Genomic DNA, 21,244 nt, shown 5'->3' on the forward strand with positions numbered 1-21,244 from the left:
TATATTCCTCCAATATCAATCACAATAGCCAAGGACTCTTTCAAATTCCATAGGTCCGCCGAATAAATCCAGAGCGCTGCCGACGGTCACATCCACTCTGTTTCTTCCTTCTCTTTTGATTAGTTCAAGGTCGGCAAAATCTTTTATACCTCCCGCGTATGTTACAGGGTTTCCCATGTAGCTTCCAAGAATCCGGACCAGTTCCTCATCGATGCCCTGTCCCTTTCCTTCCACGTCGACCCCATGAACGAGAAATTCGGAGCAGTATTCTTCCATCTCCTCTAATCGCTCTTTTGTAAAAATGGTGTCTGTAAATTTCTGCCAGCGGTCTGTAACGATATAATACGCTCCGTCCCTCTTCCTGCAGCTGAAATCCAGCACCAGATGCTCCCGCCCCACAAGATCCGAAAGCTTTTTCAGTCTCTCAAGCCGGATCATACCTGCGGAAAATACAAAGGAAGTGACGATCACATGGGATGCCCCCTGTTCGATAAAAAAGGATGCGTTCTCATCAGTGATGCCGCCTCCAACCTGAAGACCTCCCGGAAATTCACGCAGTGCCGCCAATGCCTCCCGGACATCCGCATCATAATACTCTGAGCTTTTGGGATTCAGTATGATGATATGGCCTCCGGATAAACGGTGCTTTCTGTATAGTTTACCATAAAAGCCTCCGTCATGTACCGAAACAAAATTTTCATCTGCTTGGTCTCCTTTGTCCAGCAGGCTGCCTCCCACAATCTGCTTAATCTTTCCGTTATGAATATCAATGCACGGCCTGAATTTCATTTCGCCTTCCCTCTTTTCGTGTTTCTACCAGGCGTCCAGTTCTTCCAGCATAAAAAACGCCTTCCCTTTCGGCTCCGCCTTAAAGGTACATGCCTCCCCGGTCACCGGATGCCGAAAACTGATTCTGGTAGCATAGAGTCCTATCTCTTCATATTGTTTCTTCGTCTTTTGAAACTTCTTATTGTATTTCGTGTCACCGTAAAGTCCAAAGCCTCTGACGGCAAACTGGACCCGGATCTGATGGTGTCTCCCGGTCATGAGATGAATCAGGCAGTAGGTAAGTTTCCCTTCCCCTGTCTCCACCATATCCAAAACCTCGTAAGACAGCTCCGCTTTCTTTGCCCCCTTCGTTTCTTCCGGCACGGTGCAGGATGTGTTTTTCTTATCGTCTTTCAGCAGATAATCCGTAAAAACCCCATCCTCTTCAGGGAGCCAGCCGTTTACAATGGCCTGATAATCCTTTTCAAATATATGTTCTCTGATCTGGCGGCTCAGCTCTGCCGCAGCCTCCTTCGTCCTGGCAAACACCATGACGCCTCCCACGGGACGGTCAAGCCGGTGGACCACATAGAGCTCCGGCTCCCTGTCAAGGTTCTCCTCAAAAAAGAGCTGATTTTTAAGACTGTGAAATACATCCATATCTCCGCTCTTGTCATCGGCTGTGGGCATCCCCGCCGGCTTTTCACAGACGGCAATATCCTGATCTTTGTAAAGTACCTTTACTTCTCTTTTTCTTCTCATGACCGCTCCTACATCTTAAACCGGTATCCGACACCCCATATGGTCTCAATATACTGCGGCTTTGCAGTGTTAAGTTCAATCTTCTCCCGAATCTTTTTAATATGGACAGTGACCGTGGCAATGTCTCCGAGAGATTCCATATCCCAAATTTTATTAAATAATTCCTCTTTTGTAAATACCCTGTTTGGATGGCTGGCAAGAAAAGTTAAAAGGTCAAACTCTTTCGTCGTAAATGCCTTTTCTTCTCCGTTCAGGTAGACTCTTCGTGCGGTTTTATCAATCTTGAGTCCCCGGATCTCCACTACATCATTTTCCTGGGTGTTGCTGGATACCAGACGGCGGTATCTCTCAAGATGAGCCTTTACTCTGGCAACCAGTTCGCTCGGACTGAACGGTTTTGTAATATAGTCATCTGCTCCCAGACCCAGCCCCCGGATCTTATCGATATCCTCCTTCTTGGCAGATACCATCAGGATCGGAATATCTTTTTTCTCCCGGATCTGCTTGCAGATCTCAAAGCCGTCCACACCTGGAAGCATAATGTCCAGAATGATCATATCAAAATCCTCGGTAAGGCCCAGTTTCAGACCTTTCTCTCCATCCGTCTCAATCTCTACTTCAAAAGAACTCAGCTCCAGATAATCCTTCTCAAGCTCTGCGATGGCCAGTTCATCTTCTACAATTAAAACTCTACTCATTACTCTCTTCCTCCTGGGTGTCTGCGATTTTATTTAATGTAAAAAATATTGTGGTGCCGGAGCGCAGCCTGCTCTCCGCCCATATCTCTCCCCCATGTTCTTCAATGATCTTCTTACAGATAGAAAGGCCCAGTCCGCTGCCTCCGGCAGAATTCCTGGACATATCCGCGCGGTAGGTTCTGCGGAAAATATTCGGCAGATCCTCTTTGGAAATACCGATACCGTTGTCTTTGATCGCAACCTGAATCTTGCGGTCCAGCTCTTTTAACGTAATGCTGACCTTGCCCTTTGCTTTATTAGTATACTTGCAGGCATTGTTGATGATGTTGTTCATCACCCGCTTCAGCTGTTCAGGATCAGCCATGACCGCTACATTTGCGGAACAGTAGTTGCTGTATGAGAACATCATTCCCTTCTGCTCCAGATCTGAACCGATCTCATCCACACAGTCTTTGAAGTAGGCGTTGATATCGATCTTCCTGAAATTATAAGGTATAATGTTGGAATCGATCTTGGAATACAGGGACAGCTCATTGATCAGCACATCCATGTCGTTGGCCTTGTTGTAGATCGTCTTAATGTACCGGTCCATCTTCTCCGGCGTGTCCGCCACTCCGTCCATGATCCCCTCAACATATCCTTTGATGGCCGTGATCGGCGTCTTTAAGTCATGGGAAATGTTGCTGATCAGATCGCGGTTCTGCTTTTCATAGATAATTCTTGCCTCAATAGACTCTTTTAATTCCGCCCGCATGGCATTAAAGGAAGCGCAGAGTTCCCCGATCTCATCCTTGCTGTTGATCTCCACATCGTCGTCTAAGTTGCCCTCCTTGATCCGGTCTGCACCTTCTTTGAGTTTCTTTAACGGCCTTATGAACTCAGAGTACATAAACCATGAGAGCAGAAAACTGGTGAGGATCAGGATGGCCACAATCGAAAAGAAGACCTGGCTTATGATATTCTTATAATGAGGCAGCACCGTCTCCAAATCTGTCAGAATAAACGCAGAGCCTTTGCTTCCGTCGGTATACTGAAAGTCCTGCTGCTTGACAAGAAAATTTTCCGGTTTCCCGAGAAATACTCCGCTGTCCTGGCTGCTGATTTCACTCCCGAATCTGGGAAGTTTCTTCTCCGTCTCGGTGTGATCTTCTTTTGTTCCCCTATATATGATCGTCTTTCCCTTTCTGATGACCAGATAGGACTCTTTTTCTTTTAACCTCTGATTGATCCTCTTTAAGTAATCTGCATCCTCAAAGGCCGCGGGATTCTCAATGGCACTCCTCTTCAAGTCGTTGAAACAGGACTTGGTCTCATTGTTCATCGTCTTTAACGGATTGGCGAATCCTTCGATTCCATTGGAATATATGTTTTCGTTGGTTGTCCGGATATACCCTACACTTAAAGCAGCGATTGATACTACCATCAAGAAAATCGGCAGTATAATCGCTGGCAAAAATATAATTCTTACTTTGTTCACTACTTTCATGACCCCGTACCTTCCTGCTGCTTTTGGTACTTCTATTATATCATAGGAAAGTGGGAAAAAGAGTATTTGAATAAAGTTTTATGAAGTTTTAATAAAATCTAAAATGGCATCTGCCACGTCTTCTTTGGACATCATCGGAAGCTGTTTTTCCTGGTCTTTGGTGATCAAAGTTACAACATTGGTATCCGTACCGAATCCCGCTCCGGACTCTTTCAGATTGTTGGCTGCGATCATATCGATCTGCTTTTTCTTAAGTTTCTTTCTGGAATTCTCCAGCATGTTCTGAGTCTCCATGGAAAAACCGCAGATAAACTGGCCTTCTTCTTTTGTATGACCCAGCTCCTGTAAAATATCTTTTGTCCGCACGAGCGGAATAGACATATCCCCATCGGTCTTTTTCATCTTCTCATCGCTCACCTGCGCCGGAGTGTAATCCGCCACAGCCGCTGATTTAATGATGATGTCCTGTTCCTTTTTTCTGCTCATGACAGCCTCATACATATCGGCCGCACTCACAACCGGCACTGTGGTAACGAACATCGGCGGCTTAATCTCTGTCGGGCCGGTAACCAGGGTCACATCAGCACCCCGGAGCATTGCCGTCTTTGCCAGGGCATAGCCCATCTTCCCTGTGGAGTGATTGGTGATATACCGCACAGGGCAAATTGCTTCTCTCGTGGGTCCGGCAGTAATCAGCACCTTTTTCCCTGCAAGATCTTTTGGCCGGTGCACAGCCCGCTCAATATAAGCCATGAGAACTTCCTCAGAGGGCATTTTCCCTGCGCCTGTATCTCCGCAGGCCAGATGTCCGCTGGCCGGTTCAATGACCGTATAACCGTAGGTTCTGAGTTTCTCAAGATTGTCCTGAAGAATAGGGTTCTCATACATATTTGTATTCATAGCGGGTGCGATCAGAACAGGGCTTTTGCATGCCATCACAGTCGTTGTCAGCATGTCGTCCGCAATTCCGCCTGCGATCTTTCCGATCACATTGGCAGAAGCCGGAGCGATCAGCATGGCGTCTGCTTTCTTTGCCAGTGACACATGCGCCACATGAAATTGAAAATTCCGGTCAAAAGTTTCCACCAGACATTTTGTATTGGTCAGTGATTCAAATGCAATGGGATTGATAAAGTTGGTTGCATTTTCTGTCATGATCACATGGACTTCACATCCCCTTTTTATGAGCATGCTCGCCATGTTCGCCATCTTATAGGCCGCCACGCTTCCCGTGACACCCAGGACGATTGTTTTTCCACTCAGCATAGTCTTCTCCTACATATCCTCCAGCCGGCCATGTTTTTCATAGCTGGTCAGGCGGGTGATCTTGTTATTGTCATCTACAAACACAACTTTTGGCTTGTGTTCTTCTGCCTCTTTTGGTGTCATTTCAGCATAACACATTATGATGATCTTGTCTCCCTGGGATACACAGCGTGCCGCCGCCCCGTTTAAACAGATCATGCCGCTCCCCGGCTCTCCGGCAATGGTATATGTCTCAAACCTGCTGCCGTTGTTGATGTCAACAATGGCCACCTTTTCATATTCCAGAATGCCTGCCGCCTCCATAAGTTCGGGGTCCACCGTAATACTTCCCACATAGTCCAGCTCCGCCTGTCTTACGGTTGCCCTGTGAATTTTTCCTTTTAACATTGTAAGCTTCATCGTCCGTCTCCTTACACTAACACATTATCAATCAGCCTTGTTTTACCGATATAAACTGCCATCGCCAGCATACAGCCGCCTTCCAGGGTCTTCACCGGCTGCATGGACAGAGCGTCCACCGCCTCAACATAATCAATCCTTGCCAGCGGTTCTGTCTGTATCTTATCCTTCATGGCCAAAACAACCTTTTTGGCATCCTTTTCGGTCTTGGCAAGCTCCGCGCCGAGCCGCACCGCCTGACTCAGAACCAGCGCGGCCTTTCTCTCCTCCGGTGAGAGATATGTATTTCTGGAACTCTTGGCGAGCCCGTCTTCTTCTCTTACAATCGGACAGCCCACAATACAGATATCCATATTCAGGTCTCTCACCATGCGCCTGATCACCGCCAGCTGCTGGCCGTCCTTCTGCCCAAAATAGGCTCTGTCCGGAGTTACAATATTGAAAAGTTTCGTGACAACCGTGCAGACTCCCCGGAAATGCACCGGCCTTGTTTTCCCACAGAGCCCTTCCGTCAAAACGCTCATATCAACGAAAGAGCAGAAGTCACCGTCATACATTTCCTCCGGTTCCGGATGAAAGATCAGATCTGTCCCTGCACTCTCACAGATCTGTGTATCATGTTCCAGATCTCTCGGATAATCGGCCAGATCCTCCGCCGGACCGAACTGCATCGGATTTACAAAAATACTCACGACGACTCTGTCGTTTTCTTTCCGTGCACAGTCTATCAGACTTTTATGCCCTTCATGGAGATATCCCATAGTCGGCACGAATCCGATGCTCTGCCCCTGCATCTTCCACTCTTTTATCTGTTTCCTGACTTCCTCTACTGTACTGACAATTATCATGATCCTCTCCTTAATACAACTTCTCTATAATATCATCATTGATGGCAAATGTGTGCTGTTCTTCCGGAAATGTCCCTTCTCCTACCGCCTTGACATATTCCTGCACCGCCTCTTTCATGACCGGGCCTGCGTTTCCGAACTGCTTTACAAACTTCGGCACAAAATCCCCGTACATATTCAGCATATCCTGGTAAACGAGGACCTGACCGTCACAGTCTGCTCCTGCGCCGATGCCGATGGCCGGAATACGGAGTTTCTCAGAAATAAGCTTTGCAAGTTTTGCGGGAACACATTCCAATACGACCGCAAATGCACCGGCTGCTTCCACTGCCAGGGCATCCTCCAAAAGCTTTTTCGCCGCTTCCTCGCTCTTGCCCTGCACTTTAAATCCCCCAAAGGCATTGACAGACTGGGGCGTGAGGCCGATGTGGGCCACAACCGGGATGGAAGCTTTGACGATGGCCTCAATATGCGGACACACATCCTTTCCGCCTTCCAGTTTGACTGCCGTGGCCTCTGTCTCTTTCATGATCCTTCCGGCATTGACCACCGCATCGTATACAGACGTCTGGTAGGACATAAACGGCATATCCACTACGACAAGCGCATTCTTTGCTCCCCTCACAACTGCAGCGCCGTGGTGGATCATATCCTCCACAGTCACCGGGATCGTCGTGTCATAACCTAGCATAACCATCCCCAGGGAATCTCCCACGAGAATTGAATGAATGCCGGCTTCATCAAACAGTTTGGCTGTAGAATAGTCATAAGCCGTGAGCATGGAGATCTTTTCTCCGTTTTCTTTCATCTTCTGAAATGTACTTACTGTGTTCTTCAATGTTCTTCCTCCAATATTCTCTCCATATGTTCATAGCTTCTCATCGGATATTTACTTTCTGCAATCCTTATCAGCTCCCTGCACAGAGGAAGGTAGATCTCCTTCTCTTCTCCGGAAAGAGCACGTAAATGCTTTTCCACAGTAGCTGCATCATTTCGCTCCACCGGTCCTGTCAGAGCTTCTTTCGGTCCCGAACGAAGAATATTTTCAAGATTCGTCCGAACAAGCGGAGCAAGTGCCGTAAGGCCGTCCTGCCCGCTGAACCCGCAGCTTTCAAGAATTCTTAAAGCCCGGTTCATCAGCGCCGCCATCTGGTTGGACGCCATGACAGCCGCCGCATGGTAGCGGACCTTATCCTCTGCCCCGATCTCCACGACCGGGTTGGGCAGAACACTTAAAAATGAGAGCATCTGATCTCTGTGCTCCCTGTCACCTTCAAGGGTAAACAAGGCTTTGGAAAGATCCTCATATGAAGTTTTTTTACTGTTAAATGGAAACATTGGATGGATAGAATAGCCGTAAGCCCCTGCTTCGGTTATTTCAGAGAAAATAGCGGAACTTAAGGAACCGCTGCAGTGACAGATAAACTTTCCCCGGACCGGGAAAGCTCTGATCTGCTCCCACACGCCTTTGATCTGGCCGTCAGGAGCCGTAATGAAAAGAACATCACACATTGATAATAATTTGTCAAATGAATCAAAACTTTGTGTGTGTGCTGCGTCTGCCGCCGCCTGGGCTGAAGCCATGCTGCGGCTGGCATACCCTGCCAGAGGGATGCCGTAATGTACGAAATACCTGCCAAGGGAACAGCCTGCTTTGCCTGCCCCGATAAACCCTGCTTTCATACGGAATAATCACCTGCTTTCCTGAGGTGATGTCCTTTATAAGATTCGTTCACTGGTATGATTTCTCTAAGGAATACCATCCAAGGGTACTATATCACCTCAATTTGGATTTAGCAAGAAAAATTGGCATGTTTGAATTGTTCTTTTTTATTTGCTATAATCTCCCCCGGAGGATACTTATGAATGATTTTATTTTCAGCTTAAATTCGACAGTCCCTATCTTTTTTATGATCTTTCTCGGATGGTTTCTGAAGGAAAAGGGATGGTTTAATGAAAACTTTGTAAACACGGCCAATAAATTTGTCTTTAACGCAGCTCTCCCGGCCCTTTTGTTCCGGGATATTTCCGGCGCCCCGTTGAAACAGGCCTTTGATCTTAAATACTTTCTGTTCTGCATGATCGTCACCACTCTGATGTTTTCCGGCATCTGGATCCTTGCAGAAATTTTCTTAAAAGATAAATCCATGACCGGAGCGTTTGTCCAGGCCTCTTTCCGGGGCAGTGCCGCCATCCTGGGAATCGCCTTCATTGAGAATATTTACGGACACTCCACTATGGGACCGCTGATGATCGTTGCCAGCGTGCCTTTGTATAATATTTTTTCTGTTATCGTCCTGACCGTCAGGGGACCGGGTTCCGGCACAGGCAGTATCAAATCTGCCCTGATCAATATCGCAAAAAACCCGATCATCCTGGGAATCCTTGCTGGACTTCCGTTTTCCTATCTGGCTGTGGATTTTCCTCCGGTCATCGATAAATGCCTAAATCAGCTTTCCGTTACGGCGACGCCGGTGGCGCTGCTCTGTGTCGGCGCAGGTTTTGAAGGCGCAAAGGCTCTGAAGAAAATCCGACCTACGATGGCCGCCGCAGTCATCAAACTTTTTATACTGCCGCTCATCTTTCTTCCCTTGGCCGTTTTTTTCGGTTTCCGGAACGAAGGACTGATCGCAATCCTGATCATGCTCGGCTCGCCGACTACCGTGAGCTGCTATGTAATGGCGAAGGCCATGGACAACGATCATGTGCTGACTTCCAGCATCGTGGTGGCCGCAACCGTACTTTCATCTGTCAGTCTCACATTTTGGGTTTATCTGTTGCGGATGTTTTCGTTTATCTGATATAATCATTGTAAAGAATAATAGAGTAAAATGAAGAAAGAGAGGACGTACCTATGAAAAATGTAAAAGAACGTTCTGCAAAAATTTACGATAAAAAGGCTGAAAAGTATGAAAAGACCATCAGCGGCAGGATGGCGGCTTCTCTGGAGCAGGAGATGATCAAGAAGATCTGTGTCCGAGACAATGATAAAATTCTGGATGTGGGATGCGGGACCGGAGCACTGCTCGCCGGACTCACACGCTGGAGAGATGCTGAAGGGTATGGAGTCGACATCTCCGGAGAAATGATCCGCCGGGCCAGTGAAGATTATCCTGACCTGCATTTTCAGGTAGGCAGCAGTGATGATCTGGATTTTGAGGACAATACATTCCGCATCATAACTGTGTGCAGCGCATTCCATCACTTCCCCAATCAGGCGGAGTTCATCCAGAAAGCGGCCGATCTCCTGACTCCTGGCGGAAGGCTTTACATCGGTGTCGTTGCATTCCCTGAAGTGATCAGGATCACCGGCAACGTGGCGGACAAGCTTCTTCCTTCCTGCAAGGTGAAGCGGCCATCCACCCATGAGATCCTTGGCATGTTCAAGGCAGCGGGGCTCACAAAGTTTCGTGTACATAAGCTGAAAAAACTGCTGATGATCTCTGCTAAGAAACCTTTGCCTGAGGATTAAAAAGTCCAAACATACTGTAAGACACGCTTTAGCGGCGTGTCTTTATTTTTTTCTACATGAGCATTGCCTGGAAGATCAGGATCATAGTAATGCCAAGTGAAATCAGCAGGACTGAACGGTAAAAGTCCTTCATTTCTTTTAGTTTGTCTTTTCTTATTTTTCTCTTCATTCGTAGGTTCTCCTTACATCTGTATTTAATCATTAGACGTTTTGGACAGCATAAAAGTTGTGTCTGTTCCATCATTTGTTTATAGTTCCCGGATGATGCACAATTTATGTCTTTTGCTTTGTTCAAAGAAAAATGAAAGAGGGAATTTCACAGAATTATCCTGTAAAATTCCCTCTTTATTGATATGTAATCGTCTGCAGTTACCGGAGGAGCAGCAGGAAGACCAAAATCATCAGAATCCCTGCTGTTATGAGCAGCAGAGACCTATAAAAATAATTAATCTCCCAGACCGTATGCCTCTTTGAAATCTTTTTCATCCATACCATCTCCTTCACTTTCTGCCCGTCTCAGCCGTGTTGGAAATAAATTGTACTGTTATAAATTTTTAAAACTTTTGTAACTTTATTATACCCTCTTTTGCAACAAATTTCAACGAATAAATTAGTTAATTTTTATGTCTGATTTTTAGTAAATATTACCTGATTACTCCAGCCATTTCAAAAACCAGGGCAGCTTCTCTTTCTTCTTTTCCAGCTTCTCCACTCCTTTTTTTCCTACCTGCTGCTCCAGTTTTTTTCTGGTCTTTTTGTCTTTTGCCGCTTCGCTTTCTTTCGTAATGCAAAGGTCCGGAAACATGACACACCACCAGTTATGTCCACTGGCATTTCCGAGATCGATTCTCAGCGCATCGTAGGTTCCCTCGGGAAACACATAGCTGCCATAGTCCTTTTCGGGAAACTTCTCTCTGGTCAGATAGACTTTGACCGGCAGATCCTTTCCCCTCTTTTGCAGCGTGGACTTTGCCACTTTGGCAATCTCCTTTTTCCGGCTGTTAAGAATTCTCTTTGCATCTTCTTTTGTGTTGGCCTGTTCCATATACGGCTTCAGATATGCCACTACCTGGTCCCTGACCAGGAGTTTTTCTGCCTGGTCTTTCCTGCTGTCACTGTTTGCCCGTATGTGGAACCGCACGACTCCCTGTTTTATTTTCTGATCCGCTCTGCCGTCTTTCTCTTTTGCCCATACCACAGAAAAGATTACCGCGGCGGCAAGGAAAAACATCCAGATGATTGATTTTTTCTTCATACTATGAACATGCCCGGATTTTCTGAATTTTAAACATGAAAACTTTTATCACATACCCGGTAGACAAGCAGGAAACCTCACGTTACGATGAAACCGGCTAAAAATTTCACAAACAATATTTCAATTACGGGGTTGACATTGCGGTGCGATGTATAGTATTTTAAAGTCATAAGTCATATGACTGACGGACAAGTGGAGTTTACCACAGGAAGTATGACAACGAATTTTTAGCCGACCGTCTGGGCACCCTGCCTGGACGTGCGGCTTTTTTTATTCCATTAGGAAAGTCTACGGCTTTCCACGAGCCGCTGATACTCGTATCCCAGGCAGCCAATCAACATTTTTACAGGAGGTTCCTATGATTGTTGGACACATCCATTCCATGGAATCCATGGGATTAGTCGACGGCCCGGGCATCCGCAGCGTAGTTTTTTTCCAGGGCTGTGCCCTTCGGTGTAAATTCTGCCATAACCCTGACACCTGGGAATTTCAGGGCGGCGAAGAGATGACTCCGGAGGCGCTGGTGAAAAGGATTTCCCGCTTCAAGCCCTACTTTAAACAGAACGGCGGAGTGACCTTTTCGGGGGGAGAGCCCCTGATGCAGCCAGAGTTTTTGCTTAAGACTCTGAAACTCTGTAAACAGGAAGGCATCCATACGTGCATTGATACCGCAGGCTTTGGTCAGGGAGATTACGATGAAATTCTTTCATACACAGATCTGGTACTTTTAGATCTCAAGGAAATAACCGGGCCGGCTTACGAGTCTATGACAGGAAGGCCTATGGAGCGGTTCATCGAATTTCTAAAGGCATTGGAACGAAACGGCACGAAACTATGGATACGCCATGTCGTAGTTCCGGGACTTACAGACAGCAAAGAGCACATGCAGGAATTAAAAGAATACATAGACCGCATACCGAACGTAGAAAAGGTAGAGCTTCTCCCCTATCATCTGCTCGGCACCAACAAATATGAGGTAATGAATCTTTCTTACCCGCTCAAAGGAGTTCCGGCAATGGACAAGGAACGCACCAAACAACTTCAGAAAACCTATTTTGATCAATATGGAGGAAAACAATGTTAAAAGAATGGAACGGCTTTAAAGAAGGAAAATGGACAAAGGAAACCAACGTAAGAGACTTTATCCAGAAGAATTATACATTATATGAAGGAGATGACTCTTTCCTGGCAGGTGTTTCAGAAAAAACAGAAAAAGTGTGGAACAAATGCGAAGAACTGCTTTCTGAAGAGACAAAAAAAGGCGGTGTTTTGGATGTAGAGACCAATATTATTTCCGGCATCACTAACTTTGCACCCGGATATATCGACAAAGAAAATGAAATCATTGTAGGTCTTCAGACAGATGCTCCTTTAAAGCGCATCGTAAACTTATACGGCGGCAAGAGAATGGCCCATTCTTCTCTGGAACAGTACGGATACAAACTGAATCCGGAAATAGACCGTCACTTCAATGAATACCGCAAGACACACAACGAAGGTGTCTTTGATGCCTATCCGCAGCGCACAAGGCTTGCAAGGACAGCCGGTCTTCTGACAGGGCTTCCGGATGCCTATGGACGAGGACGTGTGATCGGTGACTACCGCCGTGCTGCCCTCTACGGCATCGATTATCTCGTGGAAGAAAAGAAACGCGATCTGGATGCCTTAGACGGACCGATGAGCGAAGAGCGCATCCGTGCAAGAGAAGAAGTCTCCGAGCAGATCCGTGCTTTAGGAGCAATCAAAGAAATGGCTGCTTCCTACGGAGTGGACATCTCTAAACCTGCATCCAATGCCAAAGAGGCGGTCCAGGCGGTCTATATGGCTTATCTTGCCGGTGTAAAAGAAAACAACGGTGCGGCTACATCCCTTGGACGTACTTCCACTTTCCTTGATATTTATATTCAGCGTGATCTGGAAAACGGCGTGCTGACAGAGAAAGACGCTCAGGAACTGATCGACCAGTTTATTATCAAACTCCGTCTCGTGAGACATTTAAGGACACCGGAGTACGATGAATTATTCGGGGGAGATCCTACCTGGATCACAGAGTCCATCGGCGGTATCGGAATCAACAGCAAACCGCTTGTGACAAAGACCTCCTTCCGTTATCTCCATACACTGTATAATTTGGGAACAGCTCCGGAGCCGAACCTGACCGTGCTTTGGTCTGAAAAGCTTCCGGCCAACTTCAAGAAGTTCTGCTCCAAAGTTTCCATTGACACAGATTCGATCCAGTATGAAAATGACGATGTCATGAGACCGATCTACGGAGATGATTATGCCATTGCCTGCTGTGTGTCTGCCATGAAAGTCGGAAAGCAGACCCAGCTGTTCGGAGCCCGCTGCAACCTTGCCAAGTCCCTGCTGTATGCTATCAACGGCGGCATCGATGAGAAAAAGGGGATTGAAGTCATTCCGGGTATCGAGCCGATCACCGATGAAGTATTGGACTACGAAAAAGTTTGGGCTAACTACAAAAAAGTTCTCGCTTATGTAGCAGAATTATACGTTGATACCGTAAATATCATTCATTATATGCATGACAAATATGCCTACGAGGCGAGCCAGTTTGCACTGCACGATACCAATATGGAGCGTATCGCAGCATACGGCGTGGCAGGTCTTTCCATCGCGGCAGACTCGTTATCAGCAATCAAATATGCCACTGTAAAACCGGTGCGCAACGAAAACGGTGTGGCTGTAGATTTTGAGACTGAAGGAGATTTCCCGAAATACGGCAATGACGATGACCGGGCAGACGACCTGGCTGTCAACACTGTCACTTTATTCTCTGAGGAATTAAAGAAACATCCGATCTACAGAAATGCCATCCATACATTATCTGCACTCACCATCACATCCAATGTTATGTATGGAAAGAAAACGGGCTCCACGCCGGACGGAAGAAAATTAGGGGAGCCTCTTGCTCCTGGTGCAAACCCAATGCACGGACGGGACAACAGCGGCGCTTTAGCCTCTCTGAATTCCGTAGCCAAGATTCCTTACCGCGACGTGTGCCAGGACGGTGTTTCCAACACCTTCTCTATCGTGCCCGAAGCTTTAGGTAAAGATCAGGACCAGAGAGAAGAAAATCTTGCAAACATTCTGGACGGTTACTTTGTGCAGGGCGCTCATCACCTGAATGTCAACGTATTCAACCGTGAGACATTGATTGACGCAATGGAACATCCGGACAAGTATCCGACACTGACGATCCGTGTTTCCGGATATGCGGTAAACTTTAATAAGCTTTCCAGAGAACAGCAGGAAGAAGTTGTAAGAAGAACGTTCCACGAGGGAATGTAGGGCATTTTGCACACGATTTCTGTTCGGCTTTGAATTGCCTCACTACAAGCGTGTGCAAAATGAAATCTCAAAACCCACTCAGAAAATTTTATGAAACAAAAGGAGCAGCCAGCATGGGCTTATATAGATCAGACCAGCCGAGAAGGCGAGTAAACTCTGTACAATTCAGACCGATGAAACATTGTGCAGAGTACGGCGGATTTTATCCGCTTTAAGATTTCATCGGGAGACAGATCCAGAATCATCTGCGGCTGCATGAGCAGTCCTTATTTGGATACCTGTTTTCCCGAAGAATCCCATGCTAAAAGGCTGCGGACAATGTTTTGTCCGCGGCCTTTTGTTGTTTTATAACACACTGACAATACGGCAGAAGGCAGATACAGAAATGTATTTTGTCTTCTGTCTTTTTTATATGAAAGGATCAGATCATCATGAGTTTATTAGATATTAAAGATTTATCACATTCATTCGGTGATAAACAGCTTTTTAAAGAAACAGAATTCCAGCTCAATAAAGGAGAACATATAGGAATTGTCGGTCCAAATGGTGCAGGAAAAAGTACGTTTATCAAAATCTGCACCGGACAGATTACTCCCGACAGCGGACAGATCTTCAGACATCCTGCAGCTTCTTTCGGATGTCTGGATCAATACGCACAGATGAAAGAAAATATAACGATCTCAGATTTCTTAAAATCTGCTTTTCAGTCTCTCTTTATAAAAGAGGAGCAAATGAATCTGCTGTATTCAAAAGCAGCGGCCGGAGATGAAAAAGCCCTCCCTGCCGCCGCACGGCTCCAGGAACAATTAGAGCTCCATGACTTTTATCAGATTGACACCAGGATTGAACAGGCAGCTGCCGGACTGGGACTCCTCACTATCGGTCTTGAATGCCCGGTAGAAAAAATCAGCGGAGGTCAGAGAGCCAGAGTCATCCTCGCTAAACTTTTGCTGGAACAGCCTTCTGTCCTGCTGCTGGATGAACCTACAAACTTTCTGGATAAGGAGCACGTCTCCTGGCTGGCAGACTACCTTTCAGGGCTTCCGAGCGCTTTTCTGGTTGTCTCCCACGACAATGAATTTTTAGAACAGAGTGTCAACCGCGTATGCGATATTCATAACGGCAGACTTACAAAATATTACGGCACCTACTCTGATTTTTTAAAAAAGAAAACGTTTCTTCAGGAAGAATATATCCGACGGTATTCTTTCCAGCAGAAAAAGATTAAAGAAACAGAAGAATTTATCAGAAAAAACATGGCCGGGCGAAAGTCAAAAATGGCCAGAGGACGCAAGAAGCAGCTGAACAGGATGGAACGCATGGAAAATCCAGACGTAACTGAGAACCGACCGTGTTTTAATTTTTCACAGCTTCCGGTGACAAATGCTGACCACCTGTCCGTGAGACATTTGTCTGTGGGGTATCAATATCCGCTTCTCTCCGGCCTTCAATTTTCAGCAAAAGGAGGACAGAAAATTGTGATCACAGGTTTCAACGGAATCGGCAAATCCACCCTTTTGAAAACTCTGACGAATCAGATTCCTGCCTTAGACGGCAGTTTCTCATTTTCAGAACAGGTCACCATCGGATACTTTGAACAGGATCTGATATGGGATGATACAACCAGGACACCGCTACAGATCGTGTCTGACTGTTATCCCTCTCTCCCAATCAAAAAAGTACGGCAGCATCTTGCGCAGTGCGGAATTTCCAGCTGTCATGCCGGACAGGAGATAGGATCATTGAGCGGAGGTGAACAGTGTAAGGTAAAGTTATGCCTGCTGACACTAAAACCATGTAACTTTTTAATTATGGATGAACCCACAAATCACCTGGATGCAGCGGCTAAAGAAGCATTGAAAAATGCATTGAAAGATTTTACAGGAACCGTACTGGTTGTATCTCATGAAGAGAATTTTTACTGCGGCTGGGTGGACAGAATGATACAAATCCAAAAATAATTTTAACCTTGTATTGCTATCCATACATTTCAAAAATCGAGCAGAGATCATACAGGAACTGTCATGCTATGATCTCTGTTCCATATTCTCTCAGCACTTCTCTTATCTCTTCCTGAGGCTCCTTCTCACAGATTATCCCATCCACCTGTGTAAAATCTGTAAAGACATAATTTGCCTGGAAATCAAACTTTTTTGTCTCCATGACCAGATATCTTCTGCGGCTTTTACTGATGGCTTTTTGTTTCATAGCTCCGTCCTCCGGAACATAAGTCGTGACCACATTTCCTTTTACGTCCGCTCCGACGACTCCCATAAAGCAGAGGTCAAACCTGAAGTTCTCCATCATAGAGAGGGTCAGCGAACCCAGAAACCCAATTTGAGACCGATTGAACTCTCCTCCCAAAAGAATAAATCCGGTGTTTCCATCCGCTGCGAACAAATTTGCGATATCCAGCATACAGCTTACGACCGTCACGTTTCGTTTAGAACGGATGATTTCCCTCGCAACCTCCAGATTCGTTGTAGATGTATCCAAAAAAACCACATCCCCGTCACTGATCAGCTTTACCGCTTTTTTTGCAATTCTCTGCTTTTCTTTCAGGTTTTTTTCTTTCCTGGAAGAAACCGCGTTGCTGTGCCCGGGGTGCATGCCTTCCGTCAGAACGGCGCCTCCATAGGCACGCTTTAAAAGACCGCGTCCTTCCATACTGGCCAGATCTTTCCGGATACAGTCCTCTGTAACCTCAAACATCCGGCTCAGCTCTTTCACTCTTACTTTCTGGTTTTCTTGCAAAAGTTCAAGAATCTTTTGCTGTCTTTCCTCTACAAACATGATCTGTCACCACCTGATTTTTCTTTATATTTTAACAGAAAAGAGAGAGACCGTCTATTGTACCTTTTAAATTCACTCTTTACATAAAGCAAGTTAAGATTACTTATGATTATTTTTAAAAAGTGTCTTGAAGAATATGTAATTTATTTACTTATAAACAATATTATGTTAAACTAATTTCAGGGATCAGGTTTCAGATACTCGAGAGGACTGAAACCGGGGGAGGACCTGAGGGCCCTCCTTTTTCTTCAAACATTTCTTTTACAGGAGATATGTAAATTGACAAAACCTTTTCTAACATATAATTCTCAACTTTACAAACTTACCAACGAAAAAAAGTTAATAATTACTGACCGTGAGAAAGCTCTTCAAATACTAAAGGATATTGGTTATTTTTCTCTTATCGGAGGTTATAAAACTCCCTTTATTAACCCTATGACACGCATATATCAAAACAAAATAAATCTACATTAATCACTCTTCGCTTGTTCCATACTCCAATCCCTTTAAAAGTAAGAACTCATTGATCACAAAAAACTGAGCTGTCATATATACATCGGAATTAAACCTTCCCTTCAGCACCGGATGAGCATAAAACTGAAGGCTGATATCACTGAGCCTCGACAATTCATTATTCCCCACTTTTGTCACAGAGATGATTTTGACACCCTTTGCCTTCAGCCTGCCTGCAAGTTCATTGACAAAGGCATTTTCACCGGAAAGAGAAAACAGAAAAAATACGTCTCCCTCTTTTACGATTTCCAGCACCATCTTTATTTCTTCCCGGCCTTCGATCAGATTACAAAGATAGTCCAGAAAAAGCAGGTTCTTTTTTAACTCTCTCGCGGCATTTTTCTGGACCGCTCCTGTTCCGTATACATATATGCTTCCGGCCCTGGAGAGCATCTCTGAGACATCCGAACAGTCCCTGTCCTTCATCATATCCAGAGTCTTTATGTAATCCTGGTAGACCCGCTCGATCTCCCTTACATCGAAGGATTCCTCCTCCCGGCTGTCCCATTTCAGAAAAATCTTCAGTTCCCCGTACCCTTCCATCCCCAGCTTATGAGTAAACCTTGAGACGGTTGTGTGTGACACATGGCACTGTTTTGCCAGCTCCTGGATCGACATAGTCTGACACTCCTTCTTGTGCCGCAGAATAAAGTTCCAGATGCTCAAATCATTTTCATTCAGTTTATCATAATTTTCTTCAATCAGGGTTTCCAGCCTCATCCGCTATCTCCTCTTTTTTTGTCTTATACTCCATGTACTTTAAAAATAAAATCTCAATCAAAATGAAATATGATGTGAGAGAATCATACTCTATGTGACTGAACGGCTGGGAAAACACTGTCTCGGTAACATAGAGAGCATAATCTGCCATATGTGCCAATGTGTTTTCCCGAAGCTTCGTGATGGACAGCACAGAGACGCCCCGGATCTTTAGATTTTTAGTGAAATTGTTGATAAATTCATTCTCTCCTGAAACAGATATGATGATAAACAAGTCATCCTCCGTAACAATGCTGAGAAGCCTTTCCGCTTCCTCATATCCGCTCAGATCATAGATCAGCCTCCCGCTCATCATGAAGGTCCGCTTTAACTCTTTTTTAATGGAAGACTGGATCATGCCGATCCCATACACGTAGATATTCTTTGCCTGATCAAACTTCCTAAAGATATCTGTACAGTCCTTTTCTTTCATGCTGCCGATCACCCGGCGGTATGACTCACAGACCATGTCCACATGCCCGATGTTTTCCTTTGCCTCCTGATTATCAAGCTTTAAAAAGACCTTTAGTTCACCATAACCTTTTAAGGACAGCTTCTGGGCAAACCGCAGAACGGTTGTCCTCGACACACTGCACTTAAATGCCAGCCGGTCTATGGCAAGCTTTTCACACTCTTTCCTGTGCGAAGATATGTAATTCCATATGTATAAATCATTCTCGTTAAGCTGTCCGTAATGCTTGTTCACCAGTTCATCTAATTTCATAAAGACATCTACCTCATAAATGTGTCCGCCGCCTTTTGGTTCCTGAATCTTACCCCAATTTTACTCTATTTTCCACATTTTGTCCATTGATGCAGAAAGGCAGATATCCTCATGATACCTGCCTTTCGATAATGGAGAAATTTCCTACTCGTATTCCACCAGAGGACTTGTTCCCGCTTTCACTGTCTGTCCTGTATAAAATTTAGTCAGCTTATGTCCGTTTGGTTCTATGAAAACCAGCATGGAGACATCCGGAATTTTTTCTTCCCTGAGCATCTGACGGTCCACCTTTACAAGGGGATCACCGGCTTTTACCTTCTGCCCCGGCTCCACATAAGTTTCAAAGCCCTTTCCATCAAGTTTTACCGTGTCCAGACCGATATGAATGAGCACCTGAACACCGTCACCGTTCTCAAGTCCGATAGCATGCTTTGTATCCGTCACCGTAGTCACTGTACCGGTGCAGGGAGCTGAAAACACATCCTCCTCCGGCCAGACAGCGATTCCGTCACCCAGAACCCTTCCTGCAAACATTTCATCGTCTACCTCAGAAAGGTCAATACTCTTTCCGGTTACCATGGAATAAAATACCTTCTCTTTTTTACTTTTTCCCTTTAAAAATCCGAACATCCCATACCTCCCATTTGACTTATCTCAGTTCCGGCCAGAAGTCTTTGTTTGCTTCAATCAGATCATCCAAGATCAGTTTTGCAACTCTTGCACTCGGAACTGTCTTTGAAAGAGTAAGCGCCTGCCACAATTTCTGATAGCTTCCCTCGATCCACGCTTCCACTGTCAGTTTTTCTACACTCACCTGCTGTTCCATCAATCCTTTCTGGAACTGAGGAATCGCTCCCTGGCAGATCTTTTCATAACCGTTGCAGCCCACGATACACGGAATCTCAACCATGGCTGTGCGGTCAAAGTTTTCCACTGCCCCTTCATTCGGAACGATCAGAAGGAATCTTTCCTGTGTATTCTCAGCGATGGCACAGGCAAGGTCAACGATATAAGTTGCATGCGCATCCGCCTCAAACGCACATCCTTTGCTTGTGCCGTTTTCTACAATCCGCCTGCATTCTCCAAACACAAATTTCTCCCGTCCGTCCATGACTTCATTGGCCCTTGTGTAATCCGGATCAGATGTCTCTACTACATAATCAGGGAAAAGATAATATTTTAAGTAGGTATTCGGGATCGTTTCCGGATCGACTGCGTAGACATCTCTTGCCTTTTGGAAAGTATGTACCCAGCTTTCATCCACATGCTGGTTTGTATCGGACAGTGCATCTGCAAAACCGTTTGCTTTCATATGCTCTTTAATCTGCGGCATCAAATCATTTCCGTTATTGTCATAAATTTTATGCCACCATCCGAAATGATTCAGCCCATAATATCCGACCTGCATTTCTTTTCTGGAAGACAGCCCGCACATATCTGCCATTTTCTCTTCGAGGTCGATCGGCATGTCGCAGATGTTCAGGATCTTTGAGTCGGGACGCAGCCTTCTGGTCGCCTCCGCAACGATGGCAGCCGGATTGGAGTAGTTCAGCATCCAGGCATTCGGAGAATACTGTTCCATGTAATCTAAAATTTCGATAACGCCGCCGATGGAACGCATTCCGTAGGCAATTCCTCCCGGTCCGCATGTTTCCTGTCCGAGCACTCCATATTTTAACGGAATCTTCTCATCTAATTCTCTCATCGCATATTTTCCTACACGGATATGTGCCAGGACAAAATCAATATCTGTAAACGCAGTTTCCGGATCTGTCGTATATCCGAATTCGATTTCCGGCGCGTGCTCTTTCAGATAAATCTCACATGCCTTTGCCACTACTTCCTGTCTCTCGGCGTCATTGTCGTAAAACATAATCTTTCTGATCGGGAAGCGGTCCATGTGCTCTAAGAGCATCAGCGCGATTCCCGGTGTAAATGTGCTGCCCCCGCCTGCCACTGTAACTGCATATTTTTTCTTTGCCATAATCAACATCCTCCTAGCTATTTGCTTTGTTGTTTTCTTCGCTGACCAAATAGTACACCCCAAAAGCATCCGGTGACAATAGATTTTCAGGGTTTAGGGAGTGGTCATTGGTTCCGTGACACAGAACAAAAGCTGTGAATTTTCACAGCCTCTGAAAACGGGATATTTCCTTGTTTTTCAGAGATTTGCGTTCTTTAGAAAGCTGTAT

Annotated in this window: 20 protein-coding genes and 1 riboswitch; of the genes, 5 read left to right on the forward strand and 15 right to left on the reverse strand. The window is 45.6% G+C overall.

Annotation, left to right across the window (positions count from 1 at the left end):
* Window positions 1-15: 15 nt before the first annotated feature.
* The 9 genes from hisA to ANCC_RS16110 form a co-directional block, all read right to left on the reverse strand.
* Window positions 16-789, reverse strand: coding sequence for a phosphoribosylformimino-5-aminoimidazole carboxamide ribotide isomerase (gene hisA, locus ANCC_RS16070; RefSeq protein WP_006568427.1), 774 nt, complete (start codon window positions 787-789; stop codon window positions 16-18).
* 24 nt (window positions 790-813) lie between these two features.
* Entirely contained in the window at window positions 814-1,530 is a 717-nt protein-coding gene (locus ANCC_RS16075; RefSeq protein ID WP_006568426.1) for an RluA family pseudouridine synthase, read from the reverse strand.
* A gap of 8 nt (window positions 1,531-1,538) precedes the next feature.
* Window positions 1,539-2,228: a response regulator transcription factor gene (locus ANCC_RS16080; protein ID WP_006568425.1), complete on the reverse strand. Its 690-nt coding sequence runs from the start codon at window positions 2,226-2,228 to the stop codon at window positions 1,539-1,541.
* Complete coding sequence (locus ANCC_RS16085) at window positions 2,221-3,714, reverse strand: sensor histidine kinase (RefSeq protein WP_006568424.1); 1,494 nt, start codon at window positions 3,712-3,714, stop codon at window positions 2,221-2,223. Before ANCC_RS16085 ends, ANCC_RS16080 begins: the two co-directional genes overlap by 8 nt.
* Before the next feature lie 78 nt (window positions 3,715-3,792).
* A complete protein-coding gene (gene coaBC / locus ANCC_RS16090; protein ID WP_006568423.1) occupies window positions 3,793-4,980 on the reverse strand; it encodes a bifunctional phosphopantothenoylcysteine decarboxylase/phosphopantothenate--cysteine ligase CoaBC in 1,188 nt (395 codons plus the stop codon).
* Window positions 4,981-4,989: 9 nt separating this feature from the next.
* A complete protein-coding gene (panD, locus tag ANCC_RS16095; protein ID WP_006568422.1) occupies window positions 4,990-5,379 on the reverse strand; it encodes an aspartate 1-decarboxylase in 390 nt (129 codons plus the stop codon).
* 11 nt (window positions 5,380-5,390) lie between these two features.
* Entirely contained in the window at window positions 5,391-6,227 is an 837-nt protein-coding gene (panC, locus tag ANCC_RS16100; RefSeq protein WP_006568421.1) for a pantoate--beta-alanine ligase, read from the reverse strand.
* A gap of 10 nt (window positions 6,228-6,237) precedes the next feature.
* Window positions 6,238-7,065 carry a 3-methyl-2-oxobutanoate hydroxymethyltransferase gene (gene panB / locus ANCC_RS16105; RefSeq protein ID WP_006568420.1) on the reverse strand — a complete coding sequence of 276 codons (828 nt, stop codon included), beginning with the start codon at window positions 7,063-7,065 and terminating at the stop codon, window positions 6,238-6,240.
* Window positions 7,062-7,910, reverse strand: coding sequence for a Rossmann-like and DUF2520 domain-containing protein (locus ANCC_RS16110; protein WP_006568419.1), 849 nt, complete (start codon window positions 7,908-7,910; stop codon window positions 7,062-7,064). Before ANCC_RS16110 ends, panB begins: the two co-directional genes overlap by 4 nt.
* 179 nt (window positions 7,911-8,089) lie before the next feature.
* Between ANCC_RS16110 and ANCC_RS16115 the strand changes: the two genes are divergently transcribed.
* Both ANCC_RS16115 and ANCC_RS16120 read left to right on the forward strand, forming a co-directional pair.
* Window positions 8,090-9,028, forward strand: a complete 939-nt coding sequence (locus ANCC_RS16115) for an AEC family transporter (protein WP_156340718.1) — start codon at window positions 8,090-8,092, stop codon at window positions 9,026-9,028.
* A 53-nt stretch (window positions 9,029-9,081) separates the two neighbouring features.
* Complete coding sequence (locus ANCC_RS16120; RefSeq protein ID WP_006568417.1) at window positions 9,082-9,699, forward strand: class I SAM-dependent methyltransferase; 618 nt, start codon at window positions 9,082-9,084, stop codon at window positions 9,697-9,699.
* Window positions 9,700-10,351: 652 nt separating this feature from the next.
* Here ANCC_RS16120 and spoIIR read toward each other — a convergent pair.
* On the reverse strand, window positions 10,352-10,954 hold the full coding sequence (gene spoIIR / locus ANCC_RS16125; RefSeq protein WP_129700379.1) for a stage II sporulation protein R: 603 nt from the start codon (window positions 10,952-10,954) through the stop codon (window positions 10,352-10,354).
* Window positions 10,955-11,121: 167 nt separating this feature from the next.
* Window positions 11,122-11,206: riboswitch (ZMP/ZTP riboswitch) on the forward strand.
* 106 nt (window positions 11,207-11,312) lie between these two features.
* Here spoIIR and pflA point away from each other — a divergent pair.
* The 3 genes from pflA (at window position 11,313) to ANCC_RS16140 (ending at window position 16,224) form a co-directional block, all read left to right on the forward strand.
* Window positions 11,313-12,038, forward strand: a complete 726-nt coding sequence (gene pflA, locus ANCC_RS16130; protein ID WP_006568413.1) for a pyruvate formate-lyase-activating protein — start codon at window positions 11,313-11,315, stop codon at window positions 12,036-12,038.
* Window positions 12,032-14,263 carry a formate C-acetyltransferase gene (gene pflB, locus ANCC_RS16135; RefSeq protein ID WP_006568412.1) on the forward strand — a complete coding sequence of 744 codons (2,232 nt, stop codon included), beginning with the start codon at window positions 12,032-12,034 and terminating at the stop codon, window positions 14,261-14,263. Before pflA ends, pflB begins: the two co-directional genes overlap by 7 nt.
* Window positions 14,264-14,694: 431 nt before the next feature.
* Complete coding sequence (locus ANCC_RS16140; RefSeq protein ID WP_006568409.1) at window positions 14,695-16,224, forward strand: ABC-F family ATP-binding cassette domain-containing protein; 1,530 nt, start codon at window positions 14,695-14,697, stop codon at window positions 16,222-16,224.
* A gap of 61 nt (window positions 16,225-16,285) precedes the next feature.
* On the opposite strand, the gene ANCC_RS16145 is transcribed toward ANCC_RS16140, so the two are convergent.
* From ANCC_RS16145 to ANCC_RS16165, 5 genes are all read right to left on the reverse strand, one after another.
* Window positions 16,286-17,056 carry a DeoR/GlpR family DNA-binding transcription regulator gene (locus ANCC_RS16145; protein ID WP_006568408.1) on the reverse strand — a complete coding sequence of 257 codons (771 nt, stop codon included), beginning with the start codon at window positions 17,054-17,056 and terminating at the stop codon, window positions 16,286-16,288.
* Window positions 17,057-17,530: 474 nt separating this feature from the next.
* Window positions 17,531-18,289, reverse strand: a complete 759-nt coding sequence (locus ANCC_RS16150; RefSeq protein WP_006568406.1) for a MurR/RpiR family transcriptional regulator — start codon at window positions 18,287-18,289, stop codon at window positions 17,531-17,533.
* The gene (locus ANCC_RS16155) at window positions 18,267-19,052 is read right to left on the reverse strand and encodes a MurR/RpiR family transcriptional regulator (protein WP_187649139.1); all 786 of its coding nucleotides are present in this window, start codon (window positions 19,050-19,052) and stop codon (window positions 18,267-18,269) included. Before ANCC_RS16155 ends, ANCC_RS16150 begins: the two co-directional genes overlap by 23 nt.
* Window positions 19,053-19,196: 144 nt before the next feature.
* Window positions 19,197-19,682: a PTS sugar transporter subunit IIA gene (locus ANCC_RS16160; RefSeq protein WP_006568404.1), complete on the reverse strand. Its 486-nt coding sequence runs from the start codon at window positions 19,680-19,682 to the stop codon at window positions 19,197-19,199.
* Between the two features lie 19 nt (window positions 19,683-19,701).
* Window positions 19,702-21,036: a 6-phospho-alpha-glucosidase gene (locus tag ANCC_RS16165; protein ID WP_009290004.1), complete on the reverse strand. Its 1,335-nt coding sequence runs from the start codon at window positions 21,034-21,036 to the stop codon at window positions 19,702-19,704.
* Window positions 21,037-21,244: the final 208 nt, after the last annotated feature.

Source organism: Anaerostipes caccae L1-92, from assembly GCF_014467075.1.
Taxonomy (GTDB): domain Bacteria; phylum Bacillota; class Clostridia; order Lachnospirales; family Lachnospiraceae; genus Anaerostipes; species Anaerostipes caccae.

What these genes read in the sequence shown, in the direction of transcription:
- hisA (WP_006568427.1), bottom strand. Translation starts at nt 789, where the DNA reads ATGAAATTCAGGCCGTGCATTGATATTCATAACGGAAAGATTAAGCAG.
- ANCC_RS16075 (WP_006568426.1), bottom strand. Translation starts at nt 1,530, where the DNA reads ATGAGAAGAAAAAGAGAAGTAAAGGTACTTTACAAAGATCAGGATATT.
- ANCC_RS16080 (WP_006568425.1), bottom strand. Translation starts at nt 2,228, where the DNA reads ATGAGTAGAGTTTTAATTGTAGAAGATGAACTGGCCATCGCAGAGCTT.
- ANCC_RS16085 (WP_006568424.1), bottom strand. Translation starts at nt 3,714, where the DNA reads ATGAAAGTAGTGAACAAAGTAAGAATTATATTTTTGCCAGCGATTATA.
- coaBC (WP_006568423.1), bottom strand. Translation starts at nt 4,980, where the DNA reads ATGCTGAGTGGAAAAACAATCGTCCTGGGTGTCACGGGAAGCGTGGCG.
- panD (WP_006568422.1), bottom strand. Translation starts at nt 5,379, where the DNA reads ATGAAGCTTACAATGTTAAAAGGAAAAATTCACAGGGCAACCGTAAGA.
- panC (WP_006568421.1), bottom strand. Translation starts at nt 6,227, where the DNA reads ATGATAATTGTCAGTACAGTAGAGGAAGTCAGGAAACAGATAAAAGAG.
- ANCC_RS16110 (WP_006568419.1), bottom strand. Translation starts at nt 7,910, where the DNA reads ATGAAAGCAGGGTTTATCGGGGCAGGCAAAGCAGGCTGTTCCCTTGGC.
- ANCC_RS16115 (WP_156340718.1), top strand. Translation starts at nt 8,090, where the DNA reads ATGAATGATTTTATTTTCAGCTTAAATTCGACAGTCCCTATCTTTTTT.
- ANCC_RS16120 (WP_006568417.1), top strand. Translation starts at nt 9,082, where the DNA reads ATGAAAAATGTAAAAGAACGTTCTGCAAAAATTTACGATAAAAAGGCT.
- spoIIR (WP_129700379.1), bottom strand. Translation starts at nt 10,954, where the DNA reads ATGAAGAAAAAATCAATCATCTGGATGTTTTTCCTTGCCGCCGCGGTA.
- pflA (WP_006568413.1), top strand. Translation starts at nt 11,313, where the DNA reads ATGATTGTTGGACACATCCATTCCATGGAATCCATGGGATTAGTCGAC.
- pflB (WP_006568412.1), top strand. Translation starts at nt 12,032, where the DNA reads ATGTTAAAAGAATGGAACGGCTTTAAAGAAGGAAAATGGACAAAGGAA.
- ANCC_RS16140 (WP_006568409.1), top strand. Translation starts at nt 14,695, where the DNA reads ATGAGTTTATTAGATATTAAAGATTTATCACATTCATTCGGTGATAAA.
- ANCC_RS16145 (WP_006568408.1), bottom strand. Translation starts at nt 17,056, where the DNA reads ATGTTTGTAGAGGAAAGACAGCAAAAGATTCTTGAACTTTTGCAAGAA.
- ANCC_RS16150 (WP_006568406.1), bottom strand. Translation starts at nt 18,289, where the DNA reads ATGAGGCTGGAAACCCTGATTGAAGAAAATTATGATAAACTGAATGAA.
- ANCC_RS16155 (WP_187649139.1), bottom strand. Translation starts at nt 19,052, where the DNA reads ATGAAATTAGATGAACTGGTGAACAAGCATTACGGACAGCTTAACGAG.
- ANCC_RS16160 (WP_006568404.1), bottom strand. Translation starts at nt 19,682, where the DNA reads ATGTTCGGATTTTTAAAGGGAAAAAGTAAAAAAGAGAAGGTATTTTAT.
- ANCC_RS16165 (WP_009290004.1), bottom strand. Translation starts at nt 21,036, where the DNA reads ATGGCAAAGAAAAAATATGCAGTTACAGTGGCAGGCGGGGGCAGCACA.